Raw genomic sequence first — 13,024 nt, 5'->3', positions numbered from 1 at the left:
ACTCCTTCGCCTCATCCTTTGCCGCCAGCCGCCTGAGGTGTCCCCTCGGGGCTATCAGCATTCACAGACGAAGGCCTTACGAGATCAACTTTCAGAGTGAACTTCGAAACGCGACGCTTTGCTCCGCCATCAACATCTACGTCTGATGCCACGATCTCAATCAACTGCGGGTTTTTGCCCATCCATTGGCTGTTGGTCGAAATGTTCCGAAGCAACTCGGAAACCCGCTCTTGTGATTGCGCATATCCTTGAATCGTGACAGCTTGAGCCGTTTGCTCAATTTTGACCAGATAGACACCGTCTGGCAGCTGTGTGACCAACTCTTCCATCATGTAGACAGGAAGGTTGCGGTCTCCCTGAAGATCTTCCACCGCCTGTTTACGGGCACGGAGAGACTCGATCTCGGCTTCGAGTGTTGCGATGTCCTTGATCTCCAGATCCAGCTTGGCGATCGCCTGGGTCAACTGGAGGTTTCTGTCTTCCTGGTGGCCAATCCGGGCCTGGTACCAGAGGTAGGCGGCTCCGACCACCAATGCCCCCGCCACTGCGGCTAGGAACAAGTGGACATAAAACTCTTCCTTGCGGCGCTTGCGTGCAGCTTCGCGGTGCGGAAGCAGGTTAATCAATATCATTCGTAGAACCTCCGCATCGCCAGCCCCGTTGCCGTCAGGTATGACGGCGCTTCACGGGAAATCTTGCGGGCGTGAACTGTCGATGCCATGTCCATGGCATCGAACGGATTGATCACCTGGCACGCAAACGACGTCTGATGCGTGACTGCCTCGGTCAAACCGGGGAGAGACGCACTGCCTCCCGCCATCAAGATATGGTCAACCTTGTTGTGCGGTGTACTGGTGAAGAAGAACTGCAGCGCACGGGCGACTTCCTGCGCCATGCTTTCAATGAAAGGCTCGAGAACCGCGGTCTTGTAGTCTTCCGGCAGATCGCCCGACCGCTTCTTCGACTCCGCCTCATCAGGCGAAAAGCCGTACTGGCGAACAATCAGCTGGGTCAGCTGCGCGCCGCCAAATGCCTGATCGCGCTCGTAAAGCACATCTTCGTTGCGGATCACCTGCATGCTGGTGGTCAGAGCACCGACCTCGAACAGCGCCACCAGAGAGTCCATGCCCTGGTTGGGCAGAGTCTCAATGACACGCCCCGCGGCCATGCGTGATGCATACGACTCCACATCCATCACCACGGGCTTGAGGCCTGCGGCTTCGGCCAGGCCCTGGCGGTCGGAGACTTTCTCCTTGCGGGAGGCTGCAATCAGGACTTCCACATCGCCCATGGAGTTGGCGCTAGGGCCCACCACACAGAAGTCAAGACTAACTTCGTCCAGAGAAAAGGGAATGTACTGATTGGCTTCGGATTCGACCTGCAGCTCGAGTTCCTGATCGGAGAGGCCACCAGGAAGGATGATCTTCTTGGTGATCACCGCCGAGGCAGGCAATGCCATGGCCACGTTCTTGGTCTTGCTTCCGCTCTTGCGAACCACCCGGCGAACGGCCTCGACAACCTCATCGAATTTCTCGATGTTGCCGTCATTGATCCACCCTCGCTCCAGGGGCTCGATGGCACAGCGTTCCAGCACCAAATCGCCCGAACGGGTTTGCCCCAGCTCAACCAGCTTGACGCTGGAAGAACTGACATCGATGCCGAGCATCGGCGCCGGACCCCGGCTAAATATTGACCCCAGTGAACTCAAGGCGGCCCCCAATAATTGAAAGCGCGACAACGCGCCATACTTAAGATTTCACTTGAATGCTAGCAGCAAGCCCTTTGTGCAGCAAAGAATTTTTGTCTTTGACGCAATCGGAAACGTTGTCAAAAGCATACGCATGTGCTGACGATTCCCACGAGGCAACGCTTGCTGCGAGGATCAGAGCATGTCCGTGCAACGCCTTGATCAACGTGACATTGGGCAACGGTTGACTTCCTATAATGGGCCCCTTTGACCTTGTTTCAGGCCGATGACCGATCAAGCGCCTAGCGCAAAAGCTCCCAAACATGCCCCCAAGGGCCGTTCAGGCTCGTCCATGGGCTGGATCGTGCGCGCCTTTGCCTGGCTCGTCGGCCTCGGTGCTGCTGCCGTCCTGTCCGGAATGATGGTGGTGGCTACCGGCATGGCCGTGGCCTATCCCAACCTGCCAGACGTCACGGACTTGGCCGACTATCGGCCCAAGCTGCCGTTGCGTGTGCTGGCGGCAGACGGAACACAGATCGGAGAGTTTGGAGAAGAACGACGTAACCTGTTGAGAATAAAGGAAATTCCAGAGGTTATGGTTGATGCCGTGCTGGCCATCGAAGACGCTCGCTTCTTTGAACACAGCGGCGTGGACTACAAGGGCATCGTCCGTGCCGCCCTGTCCAATCTGGGGCAGGCCAAGCGCCAAGGCGCATCGACCATCACGATGCAGGTTGCCCGCAACGTTTACCTTTCCGCAGAAAAGACCTACACACGCAAGATCTACGAGGTTCTGCTGACCTTCAAGCTCGAGCACATGCTCACCAAAGAGCAAATCCTCGAGATCTACATGAACCAGATTTTTCTGGGTCACCGTGCGTACGGTTTTGAAGCGGCCGCACAGACCTACTTTGGCAAACCCCTCAAACAAGTCACGGTGGCTGAGGCGGCCATGCTGGCTGGCCTCCCAAAGGCCCCGTCAGCCTACAACCCGTTCACCAATCCTCAACGCGCCCGCCAGCGACAGCTGCACATCATCGATCGCATGGTGGCCAATGGCTACATTTCGGACGCTCAGGCTGAAGAGGCCCGCGAAGAGAAGCTGAAACTCAATCGAGGCGAAAAGGTCCGAAAAGAAGAGAGTCACGCAGAATACGTGGCAGAGCTCGCTCGCCAGGCCATCGTTGCTCAATATGGAGACAACGCCTACACGCGCGGGCTGGTCGTCACCACCACTCTAGACATGGATGAGCAGGAGGCGGCTTATCAGGCCGTGCGGGAGGGCATTCTCGAGTTCGAACTGAGACAGGTCTACCGCGGACCTGAAGCCTTTATCGAGCTGCCTGCCGCTGGTGAGGCACGACAGGAGGCTGTCGACGATGCACTGGAAGAGCACCGGGACAATGGCAACTTCCTGGCTGCAGTGGTCGTAGAAGCGTCCCCCCGCGAAGTGGTGGTGGTGAGACAGGATGGCGAGCCCTTGTCGATCAAGGGACGCGGACTGGAGCCAGTTCGGTCCGGCCTGAAGAGCAACGCCAATGATCAGAAGCGCATTCGTCCTGGTGCCCTGGTTCGCATTGTGGATCGCGGCCCCAAGAACGGCTGGTACATCACGCAGCTGCCCGAAGTCGAGGCGGCATTGATCGCACTGGATACCCGAAGCGGAGACGTTCGGGCCATGGTTGGCGGCTTTGATTTCAACAAGAACAAGTTCAATCATGTGACGCAGGCATGGCGTCAGCCTGGCTCCAGTTTCAAGCCGTTCATCTACTCCGCTGCGCTCGAAAAGGGCTTGTCGCCCGCGACGATCGTCAACGATGCGCCGCTGTTCTATACGGCACAGGAAACGGGCGGCAAGCCGTGGGAGCCCAAGAACTATGACGGGCAGTTCGACGGACCGATGTCTGTGCGCCGCGCATTGGCCAAATCCAAGAACATGACGTCCATCCGTACGCTGCAACTGGTGGGCACGCAAAGTGCCCAGCGGTGGGTGACGCGCTTTGGCTTCGAGGCCAAACGCCACCCTCCCTACCTGACGATGGCGCTGGGTGCAGGCTCTGCGACGCCGATGGAAATGGCCACCTCCTACGCCGTATTTGCCAACGGTGGCTATCGGGTCGCGCCTCGACTCATCAAGCGGGTCGCCGAGCAACATGGCCGCGTCATCTATGAAGCGCCGGAGTTGTCTCTCAATGAGCAACAGCGCGCCATACCGGCACGCAATGCGTTCATCATGAACAGTCTGTTGCAGGAAGTGACCCGCAGCGGCACAGCCGCCAAAGCCAGAGGCTTGCTGCAAAGACCCGATGTCTATGGCAAGACGGGCACCACCAATGACGCCCGCGATGCCTGGTTTGTGGGCTATCAACCCTCTGTTGTGGCCGCTGCCTGGGTTGGCTACGACATTCCCAAGAAGCTGGGCCGCAGGGAGACCGGCGGCGGCTTGAGCCTGCCGATCTGGGTGGACTACATGCGGGTTGCACTCAAGGACAAACCCGTCGAGAGCTACTCTGCCCCTCGAGGCGTCATGCAAGTCGGCGGTGAATGGTATTACGAAGAATTTGGCCCTGGCTTCGGCGTGTATGGTCTCGGACTGGACGACCCATGGCCTGGCATGCCCGAGGAGGACCTGGGTCAGGACATGTTCTATGGCGGAGAACTTGACCCGTTCTCAGCGACCTCGCCGGCCGGCACTGCAACGCCCCCTGTGCCATCTCCACAGCAACAGCAACAGCAACGCGAGAGACGCAGTATTCTGGATATCTTCCGCAACTGAGACAAGAGATGCGCTCACCCGCGGCCGAAAGGCTGGCCGGGGGGGGGTAGTCAGAACCTGAGGGTCTGACCGGACTGCTCGCTGGCAAAGTCGCTGAGGTTGGAGAGAAATTCCCCCTGCCCTTTGGTGTCCAGCCACTGCTGCCCATCGAACCGATAGTGAAACCCGCCAGCCTTGGCGGCCATCCAGACCTCTTGCAACGGCTTCTGCAGGTTGATGATGATCTGGCTTCGGTTGGCAAACGTGATGGTGATCATCCCGCCAACCCGCTGGTTGTCCAGATCAGCATCGGTGTCATCATTGATTCTGTCGCAAGCGGCCTCGATGGAACGCAAAAGGGCTTCGGCTTGGTCCAGATATTCGCTGTCAGTCATTACAATAGCACCCATGAATACAAACCGGATTCTAGGCTCCTCTGCATCGGGCCGTGCGCTCTCCCAACTGGTTGCCCTGGTCTTGACCGGGTTGTTTCTGACCGCCTGCGGTCAGAAAGGTCCGCTGTACCTGCCTGCGCCCGACACCCCGGCCGCATCGACAGAAAACACCGAGGCCTCCGAAGGCGAGACGCTCAAGGACGACGAGGAACCCATCAAGCAGCGCTGAGCCATCTTCCGGCAGGTGCTGTCAAGCGACAGCATCAGGAGGCGGTCAGCTGCCTGCGTCTGCGCCATTGCCACAGACGCCAGGACTCCAGTGCCAGGAAGATGGAGGCATAGACAGCCACCTCCCCGAACAGGTTCTTGCCCGCCCGCATCCAGAAGAAATGCAGGATGGACAGGACCACCACTGCATGAACACTTCGGTGCACTGATTTCCATCGCTGCGCGCCCAGCCAGCGAATCGCTCTATTGAAAGACGTCGCTGCCATGGCCAACAAAGCCAGCCAGGACAGAACACCCACAAGAATGAACGGTCGCTTGGCGATGTCTGCGAGCACATCGATCCACAGAAAGCCCATGTCAAACCATGCATACGCGGTCAGGTGCAGGGTGGCATAGAAAAAGACGAACAGCCCGAGCATCCGCCTGATGCGTGCCAGGGATGGCCAACCCAGCAGCTCTCGCAACGGCGTGACGCACATCACCGCGACCAATGCGCGCATGGTCCAGTCGCCCAGCGACCGGATCAGGGCTTCGGCAGGGTTCGCGCCAAGTTGATCCGCGACAGCCGCCCAGCAAAGATAGGCCATTGGCAGTAGCCAAAGTAGACACACGAGCGGCTTCGCTGACCAGTGCCTCCAGACTGCATCTGCCCAGCGCATGCTGCCGCCCCGATGCTTGCCGACCAGATGCGTCGTCACTTGCTCCCCAACCTCAGAACTGTTTGCGCAAATCCATCCCCGCGTAGAGATGCTCAACCTGATCCGAATACCCGTTGAACATTTCCGTCTTGCGGCGACGAGCGAAGAGCCCTCCCTCGTCACCGATCCGGCGTTCGGTGGCCTGGCTCCAGCGGGGGTGCGCCACCTCAGGGTTGACATTGGAGTAGAACCCGTATTCCTGTGGAGCAGCATCGTTCCATGACGTCGCAGGCTGCTTGTCTGTCAGACGGATGCCGACCAGAGACTTGCCGCTCTTGAAACCATACTTCCACGGCACGACCAGCCTCAACGGTGCACCGCTCTGATTGGGCAGGACTTCACCATACAGGCCAAACGCAAGCAAAGTCAGCGGGTGCATGGCCTCATCGAGGCGCAATCCCTCCTTGTACGGCCAGCGCAGCACGTTGGAACGAATGCCGGGCATGGTGTCGCGATCGACCTTGGTGATGAACTGAACGTACTTTGCTCCCCCCTGTGGTTCCACTTTGCTCAGCAGTGCTGACAGTGAGTAGCCTACCCAGGGAATGACCATTGACCATCCCTCAACACAGCGCAGACGGTAGATGCGCTCTTCCATGGGAGAGAGTTTAAGGAGGTCTTCCAGATCCCAAATGCCCGGCTTGTTGACCAGGCCGGATACCGTCACGGCCCAAGGCCGAGGCTGAAACCGGCCTGCATTTTGCGCCGGATCGGATTTGCTGGTGCCGAATTCGTAGAAGTTGTTGTAGGTAGTGACGTCCTTGTACTCGGTCAAGTCGTCTGATGCCATCGCGCCCGGCACCTTGGAGGCCACACCAGGCAAAGTTGGGAGCTGCCCGGGGCCTTTGACGGCAGCCATCGCATCTCTGGCCGCCCAGGAGGCCAAAGCCAATCCGCCTGCGCCCAGAGCAAGCCGATGCATCACGTCACGCCTGTTGAGGTATTCGGCCTTGGGCGTGATGTCGCTGGCGATGGAATGGTTGAAGCCCGATTGGGCACTGCGCAAGATCATGGGACTGCTCCTGATGTGACTTACTGCTTGGTCGTCCAGGCAGAAAAAATCTTACAGTGAGACAGCCGACTTGGGTGGCAGCCATGGTTTATTGGTGGCTGAGCGGTGGTCGGCGCTCAGCCAGTCAAAGGATCAAAGCTCGCCGTAGCTGTGGAGGCCACTGAGGAACATGTTGACTCCCAGGAAGGCAAAGGTCGTCACAGCCAGCCCCACCAACGCCCACCACGCAGCGACTGTGCCACGCAGCCCTTTCATCAGGCGCATGTGCAGCCAGGCAGCGTAGTTGAGCCAGACGATGAGCGCCCAGGTTTCTTTGGGATCCCAGGACCAATAGCCTCCCCAGGCTTCCGCAGCCCAGAAGGCACCCAGAACGGTGGCGATCGTGAAGAAAGCAAAGCCGACTGCAATGGCCTTGTACATCACGTCGTCCAGGACTTCCAGCGAAGGCAAGCGCTCACCCAGGCGCTTGCGGGCAGCCAGAATGCCTCCCGTGATCAGCGCTGACACACCAAAGTAAATGAACCAGTAGCTGCCGCCCTTGTCGGTCGCTCCTTGACGGAAAACGATGGGCTCAAAGCACAGCACCACGCCAAGTATCCAGAGTGGCGCCAGCTTGTACCAGCGCGTCTCGGCTGCGCTTTGCTTGACCAGATACGCAAATGCAAGCATCGCAGACAATGCAAACGTGCCATATCCGATGAAGTTCGCTGGCACATGCAGCTTCATCCACCAGCTCTTGAGCGCCGGTACGAGTGGCTGGATCTGATGCGCATCTCTGACCACTGTGTACCAGAGGAGAAAGCCGACAGCCGCACTGACCACCAGCATCACGAACGCGCCCATGCGTCGGGTTTGGTACTGGTCTTCGAAGTACAGGTAGAAAAGCGCTGTCAACCAGCAGAACAGGATGAACACTTCGTAGAGGTTGCTCACAGGAATGTGGCCAATGTCCGGCCCGATCTGGTGGCTTTCGTACCAGCGGACCATGGTCCCGATCAATGCGAGACCAACGGCGACCCAAGTCAGGCGTGAGCCGAGCAGCTCAAACGTATCCCCGCCCCGAGAGAACATGCCGAGCCAGTAGAACGCCGTCGCCATGAACATCAACATGCTCATCCACAGAATGGCCGACTGGCTGGATAGAAAATACTTGAGCAAGAATGCTTCGTCACCACGCGCCAGGTTGGCGCCTTCGGGCGTCTGATAGAGCCATATGGCGAGCAGGGCCAGCACACCGACCACCACGGCCAGCCGCTGCAATGGGCGCCAGAACCAGCCCAGCCAGATCACCGAGGGCACGGTGCCGACAAGAATCCACTTCTCGTAGATATCCATTGCATTGGCGTACTGTGCAAACGCCCATGCGGCGCCGGCGACGCAAATGGCAGCGAACAGCCAGTCCCACACATTGCGGGAGGCCAGCCAGCCGGTAGCGCCCGAGCCTGCAGTTCGCTCTCGCTTGAGTTCGATCGTTTGCGTGGCGGTGTTCATGAGGTCATCCTCAACAGTTCGTTCTTCAGTTGTGAAAACTCGCGATCGCCGTCGATGGTCTTGCGGTTTGCCGACAAGGCCATGGTGGCATGCGAGTTCTTGTCTCCGTGGGGTATGACCCATATCCAGATTCTTCGTTCCCTGACATACAGCATGGCGAACACGCCAATGATGAGCAGGACACAGCCGAGGTAGACAATGTTCTGGCCGGGCGCACGCGCCACCTGGAACACGCTGGCCTGGACTTGTTCAAACTCGCTGAGTTGGAACGTCATGGGTGCGGGGTAGAAGAAAGCGTCGCTCAAAGCCACGACTGCCAGGCTCATGAAGCGCTGTGTGGCCGCATCTTCCTGTGCAGGTGCCAAGCCTGCATCGGCCCGTGAGAGTTGATACAGTTCAAACAGGGTGCCCTGCAGGATCCTCACCAGCACCGAGCTGGCATTCTCAAGATCGCCCGCTGGCACATTGGTTTCCAGGAAAGAAGAGACCGCCACCAGCCCACCGGGAGGGGGTGGCGTGCCTGGTGCAGCAGACTTCGGAACCGGCGCCTCCTCTGACCCGGCGAACAGATTCAACGCTCGCAAGGCGGAATCGCTCAACGCTTTGACAAGGTCATCGCGCCCTTGTTCGACCGCGCCGACGGCATAGCGTTTTACCGCTTCCTCACGCATGGAGGGGTCGGCAAGTGCTGCCCTCAAGCGAACGAAACCATCCATCTCGCCTTTCTCATCGGCCGGCACCCGCAAGTAGCGAAATGGTTCTGACGGTGCTTCTCTCATGCCAAGCAGAAACAGTGCATCGCCATCGATCTGCACGGGAAGCATGTAGTTGTGATACTCGATGGCCTGCCCTGCCGGATCGCGCAATTTGTATTCGATACTCGGACCCACATTGCGCAGCGTCTTGCCTTGACTGGACTTGTGGCCTGCCCCCAGCCGACTCTCGAGCTCCTGCCGGAGGTCCACTGCGCGCACATCCGTGCTGCCACCTGCGCCGCCGGTGTTCGCCATGTTCTCGACGTTGATCACACGCAGGCCTGTGAACTCAAGCGTCAGCTTGTCGTCTCCACGGCTCAGTGAGGTTGAGCCGCCGATATTACCGGTGACCTCAAATGGTCTGGTGGGCCCGTTCATGGGAAAGGCCTTCATCGTCACCTTTGATCCACCGTCTTCAAAGCTCGACTGGTAAATATTGATACCTCGGTGGCTGGCCGGGTGGTTCACCTCGACTCGCGCTTCCTTTTTCTCGCCTGTTTCGTGATCATGAATGACGATGTCACTGGCGAAGAGCTTGGGCATGCCAGTGGAGTAATAGTCGACGATGAACTTCTTGAGTTCGATGGTGAAGGGCAGGTCCTGAATCAACACCCCATCCGGCTGAGCCAAAATAGCGGCACTGGAACTGGTGCCTTCGCTGACCTTCAAGTTGCCCCGGAAAGTGGGATTGGATGGTGTCAGCCGGCTCGCCTCGGGAACGTCTGCAATCAGGCCACTTCCCGTAAAGACTTCCTTGCCATTGAACCAGGTCTGGGCGCGCACGATCAGGTCACCATCGAGCAAGCCGCCAAGGCAGATCAGCACAATCGCCCCATGCGCGGCCAGGTAGCCCACCTTGTTGGCCGCACCGGTCTTGGCGGCAAGCATCCAGCCGGTCTGACCATCATCGAGCGCGCGCGTCTGCAATTTGACCCGCCAACCCTTGTCGAGCAGTGCCTGGCCCATGCGGTGGGCGGCGGCCTCAGGCAAGTCCTGTTGTTCGGCTTGCGCCTTGTGACCAAAAGCCTGAAGGCTCTTTTCACGGATATCTTCCTTGAACGCCTTGAAGTCCGTCAGGATCTTGGGTGTGTTGCGCGCAATGCACAGACTGGTGCTGGTGACCAGAAAGGCCAGAATCACCAGGAACCACCACACGCTGTAGACCGTGTACAGGCCTGCGGTCTCAAACACATCAGCCCAGAACGGGCCAAACTGATTCACATAGTTGTTGGCCGGCTGATGCTGCTGGACCACCGTGCCGATGACCGACGCGATGCAGATCACGGTCAACAAGGCAATGGCAAACCGCATCGAAGACAGCAATTCTGTCAGGTCCTTCGCCAGGCCCGAGCTGTTTCGTACCTGGATGCCTTGGGTGGAAGCGCTCATAGTGAAGGAGTCAAAAGCAAAAAGGGCGGCCCTGGAACACCAGAACTCGCCCTGATCTGATTCGGAATCAAGCCGACGGTTCAACGCTGGTCACAGGAGACCAGAATTGTGCCGACAAATATTAACCCTTGCTTATGGAAGGGTGGTCCCGGGGATACCCTCCCCGGAGCCGACTGGTCAGGCTGATCAGCGCAGGCCAGCAATGTAGTCGGAGACCGCCTTGATTTCCTTGTCGTTCATCTTGGCAGCGACACCCGTCATCTGGGCACTGTTGGCGCGAGCGCCGCTACGGAACGCATTGAGCTGGGCTTCGGTGTACTCTGCGTGCTGACCGGACAGGCGCGGGTACTGGGCAGGGATGCCGGCACCATTGGGGCTGTGACAGCCTGCACAAGCTGCAATCTCGCGATCGGGAATGCCACCGCGGTAGATGCGCTCGCCCAGAGCCAGCGTGTCCTTGTTCTTGGCATAGCCGGCTTTGCCGGGTTGCATGGCCAGAAAAGCCGCCACGTCCTTCATGTCCTGTTCGTTCAAGGTGGCCACCATGCCCTTCATGATGGCATTGTCACGCTTCCCCGACGCGAATTCCTTGAGCTGCTTGGCCAGGTATTCAGGGTGCTGCTGCGCCAGCTTGGGGTTTGCCGGGATCGTTGAGTTGCCGTCAGCTGCATGGCAGGCCACACAAGCACCGTACTTGGCCTGACCATTGGCCAGATCCACCTTGGCCTCCTGAGGGGCAGATTCGGCCTGGGCGCTGAACGACAGGGCTGCGAACGCAGCGGCGCAAAGGGAAGACGCAATGAATTTCATGTCGGCAAACTGGCGCAGCTTTGGACCGCGCTGTGGGGATAATGGAGTGATCGGGGTCAAAACCGCATGATTTTACAATGAGCGACCGGGAAAGCCCCAATGCCGCACCAAACATCTACCCAATCCTCTTCTGCTGACCGCTCCGCACTGGCGCGGCAGGCCAACTCATGGCTGCACACGGCCCGCTTTCTCACGGAGGCCCCCCAACTGCAGCACCTGCCGGACCTGGAAGTACCGGAAATCGCCTTTGTCGGCCGATCCAATGCCGGCAAGTCCACCTGCATCAACACGCTGACCCAGCAAAAACGCCTGGCTTTTGCCTCCAAAACCCCGGGACGGACGCAGAGCATCAACCTGTTTTCGCTGGGAAAACAAGGGCAGACGGACGCTGTGCTGGCCGATTTGCCAGGCTATGGCTATGCGGCAGTGCCGCAAGAAGCCAAGCGCCGCTGGCAGCGTGTCATGGCCAACTATCTGGTCACCCGCAAGAACCTGGTGGGCGTGGTCATCCTTTGCGATCCACGCCACGGCTTGACCGAACTGGATGAAAGCCTGCTGGAGGTGATCCGGCCACGTGTGGAAGAAGGGGTTCAGTTCCTCGTTCTGCTGACAAAGTCCGACAAGCTCAACCGTGCAGAAGGGGCCAAAGCGCTCTCCATCGCCCGCCTGCATGCCGGGGGCGGTCAGGCCATGCTGTTCTCTTCCCTCAAAAAGAGCGGTGTGGACGATGTGGCGTCTTTGCTGTGGAAGTGGGCACACCCTGACACCATTGAGGGGGCGTCATCTCCATCGTCGGCACCTGAGGCGCCCGACGAACCTCCGGCGCTGGACTGACTCCTGGACTGACACCCAGGTCCGCGCCGTGCCATGATTGGCATCAGGCGCGATCGTAAGGTGATGATTCGCCAGCCGGGCGCGTCTTGAAGCGTTTGTGTACCCAGTAGTACTGCTCGGGCATCTGCCGGATGTACTCTTCCAGACGACGGTTCATCAGCGCAGTGTCCACAGACACCTCGTCGCCTGGGACATCTGGCCATGCTGGAAGTGCAGTGACTTCGTAGCCCTGCGGCGTCATTCTGGCCACCACGGGCACAACTGGCGCCCTACCCATTTTTGCGAAGCGGGTCAGCGACGGGACGGTCGCCGCCAGGTGTCCGAAAAACGGAACAAAGATGGAATCGCGCCTGCCATAGTCCATGTCCGGCAGCACGTACAAGGGTTCGCCAGCGCGCACGGCCGAAACGAGGGGTTTGAGGCCTGCTTTCTTGGCCACGATATGAGGGTCCCCAAAGCGCCTTCTGCCTTGCGCCATCCAATGATCCACATCCGGGTTGGGCTGCTTGGCGTACATGCCGCAGAAACGACGCTTGCCATGTGCTGTCAGCGCAATCCATCCAGCGTCCATGCCGACAAAATGCGGGGCAAACAACACCGCCGGCTGATGGCCTTCCAGCACGCCTGCCTGATCAACAAAAGTCAAGCGGCTGCGCACAAGGTCTGCTTTGCCCTGCCAAAGCCAGCTGCGGTCGAGCCATGCCTGGGTGAAATAAATGAAATGGCGTCGAATCGCACGCCGGCGTTGCGCAGCAGATTGGTCCGGGAAACAGAGTGCCCAATTGGTCGAGGCGATGTGCCGGCGCCGAGCAGCCAGCCCATAGGCCAAGATACCCAGCACAAGCCCCATGGCACGCAACATCGGCAATGGAAGGCCAGACAGGGCTTGCATCAGCCACACCCCCAGCCGGCTACCGAGGTGGGAGCGGCGCTTGTAGGCTTCGTCTGGAGCAACGTGTTGGGACATCAA

General features: G+C 59.1%; 12 protein-coding genes. 3 read left to right on the top strand and 9 right to left on the bottom strand.

The window, feature by feature from the left end:
* Positions 1–11 precede the first annotated feature (11 nt).
* Together ABWV89_RS16125 and ABWV89_RS16120 are read right to left on the bottom strand one after the other, a co-directional pair.
* Complete coding sequence (locus ABWV89_RS16125) at positions 12–632, bottom strand: PilN domain-containing protein (protein ID WP_353399039.1); 621 nt, start codon at positions 630–632, stop codon at positions 12–14.
* Entirely contained in the window at positions 629–1,708 is a 1,080-nt protein-coding gene (locus tag ABWV89_RS16120) for a pilus assembly protein PilM (RefSeq protein WP_353399036.1), read from the bottom strand. Before ABWV89_RS16120 ends, ABWV89_RS16125 begins: the two co-directional genes overlap by 4 nt.
* A 265-nt stretch (positions 1,709–1,973) precedes the next feature.
* Here ABWV89_RS16120 and ABWV89_RS16115 point away from each other — a divergent pair, with 265 nt between their 5' ends.
* Positions 1,974–4,463, top strand: a complete 2,490-nt coding sequence (locus tag ABWV89_RS16115; protein WP_353399033.1) for a penicillin-binding protein 1A — start codon at positions 1,974–1,976, stop codon at positions 4,461–4,463.
* A 50-nt stretch (positions 4,464–4,513) separates the two neighbouring features.
* Here ABWV89_RS16115 and cyaY read toward each other — a convergent pair whose 3' ends face one another.
* Positions 4,514–4,837 carry an iron donor protein CyaY gene (gene cyaY / locus ABWV89_RS16110; protein WP_353399030.1) on the bottom strand — a complete coding sequence of 108 codons (324 nt, stop codon included), beginning with the start codon at positions 4,835–4,837 and terminating at the stop codon, positions 4,514–4,516.
* A gap of 13 nt (positions 4,838–4,850) precedes the next feature.
* Here cyaY and lptM point away from each other — a divergent pair, with 13 nt between their 5' ends.
* Positions 4,851–5,066 carry an LPS translocon maturation chaperone LptM gene (gene lptM, locus ABWV89_RS16105; RefSeq protein ID WP_353399027.1) on the top strand — a complete coding sequence of 72 codons (216 nt, stop codon included), beginning with the start codon at positions 4,851–4,853 and terminating at the stop codon, positions 5,064–5,066.
* Between the two features lie 34 nt (positions 5,067–5,100).
* Here lptM and msrQ read toward each other — a convergent pair whose 3' ends face one another.
* The 5 genes from msrQ to ABWV89_RS16080 form a co-directional block, all read right to left on the bottom strand.
* Positions 5,101–5,724, bottom strand: a complete 624-nt coding sequence (gene msrQ / locus ABWV89_RS16100; RefSeq protein WP_502903242.1) for a protein-methionine-sulfoxide reductase heme-binding subunit MsrQ — start codon at positions 5,722–5,724, stop codon at positions 5,101–5,103.
* A gap of 52 nt (positions 5,725–5,776) precedes the next feature.
* Complete coding sequence (gene msrP, locus ABWV89_RS16095; RefSeq protein ID WP_353399021.1) at positions 5,777–6,775, bottom strand: protein-methionine-sulfoxide reductase catalytic subunit MsrP; 999 nt, start codon at positions 6,773–6,775, stop codon at positions 5,777–5,779.
* Between the two features lie 132 nt (positions 6,776–6,907).
* A complete protein-coding gene (gene ccsB / locus ABWV89_RS16090; protein ID WP_353399018.1) occupies positions 6,908–8,266 on the bottom strand; it encodes a c-type cytochrome biogenesis protein CcsB in 1,359 nt (452 codons plus the stop codon).
* Positions 8,263–10,410 (bottom strand): cytochrome c biogenesis protein ResB, encoded by a 2,148-nt coding sequence (locus ABWV89_RS16085; RefSeq protein ID WP_353399015.1) that lies wholly within the window; start codon positions 10,408–10,410, stop codon positions 8,263–8,265. Before ABWV89_RS16085 ends, ccsB begins: the two co-directional genes overlap by 4 nt.
* A gap of 186 nt (positions 10,411–10,596) precedes the next feature.
* Complete coding sequence (locus ABWV89_RS16080; protein WP_353399012.1) at positions 10,597–11,220, bottom strand: c-type cytochrome; 624 nt, start codon at positions 11,218–11,220, stop codon at positions 10,597–10,599.
* A 99-nt stretch (positions 11,221–11,319) separates the two neighbouring features.
* Between ABWV89_RS16080 and yihA the strand changes: the two genes are divergently transcribed.
* Complete coding sequence (yihA, locus tag ABWV89_RS16075) at positions 11,320–12,054, top strand: ribosome biogenesis GTP-binding protein YihA/YsxC (protein WP_353399009.1); 735 nt, start codon at positions 11,320–11,322, stop codon at positions 12,052–12,054.
* A gap of 43 nt (positions 12,055–12,097) precedes the next feature.
* On the opposite strand, the gene ABWV89_RS16070 is transcribed toward yihA, so the two are convergent.
* Entirely contained in the window at positions 12,098–13,021 is a 924-nt protein-coding gene (locus ABWV89_RS16070; protein ID WP_353399006.1) for a lysophospholipid acyltransferase family protein, read from the bottom strand.
* Positions 13,022–13,024: the final 3 nt, after the last annotated feature.

Source organism: Hydrogenophaga sp. 5NK40-0174 (assembly GCF_040372165.1).
In the GTDB taxonomy this organism is placed as follows: Bacteria; Pseudomonadota; Gammaproteobacteria; order Burkholderiales; family Burkholderiaceae_C; genus Hydrogenophaga.
Note: the sequence above shows the minus strand (reverse complement) of the source record. Positions and strands in the feature narration are given on the sequence as shown.

Coding starts and splice junctions, on each gene's coding strand:
- ABWV89_RS16115 (WP_353399033.1), top strand. CDS start 1,974: ATGACCGATCAAGCGCCTAGCGCAAAAGCTCCCAAACATGCCCCCAAG.
- lptM (WP_353399027.1), top strand. CDS start 4,851: ATGAATACAAACCGGATTCTAGGCTCCTCTGCATCGGGCCGTGCGCTC.
- ccsB (WP_353399018.1), bottom strand. CDS start 8,266: ATGAACACCGCCACGCAAACGATCGAACTCAAGCGAGAGCGAACTGCA.
- msrP (WP_353399021.1), bottom strand. CDS start 6,775: ATGATCTTGCGCAGTGCCCAATCGGGCTTCAACCATTCCATCGCCAGC.
- ABWV89_RS16085 (WP_353399015.1), bottom strand. CDS start 10,410: ATGAGCGCTTCCACCCAAGGCATCCAGGTACGAAACAGCTCGGGCCTG.
- ABWV89_RS16080 (WP_353399012.1), bottom strand. CDS start 11,220: ATGAAATTCATTGCGTCTTCCCTTTGCGCCGCTGCGTTCGCAGCCCTG.
- ABWV89_RS16070 (WP_353399006.1), bottom strand. CDS start 13,021: ATGTCCCAACACGTTGCTCCAGACGAAGCCTACAAGCGCCGCTCCCAC.
- cyaY (WP_353399030.1), bottom strand. CDS start 4,837: ATGACTGACAGCGAATATCTGGACCAAGCCGAAGCCCTTTTGCGTTCC.
- ABWV89_RS16125 (WP_353399039.1), bottom strand. CDS start 632: ATGATATTGATTAACCTGCTTCCGCACCGCGAAGCTGCACGCAAGCGC.
- yihA (WP_353399009.1), top strand. CDS start 11,320: ATGCCGCACCAAACATCTACCCAATCCTCTTCTGCTGACCGCTCCGCA.
- msrQ (WP_502903242.1), bottom strand. CDS start 5,724: ATGCGCTGGGCAGATGCAGTCTGGAGGCACTGGTCAGCGAAGCCGCTC.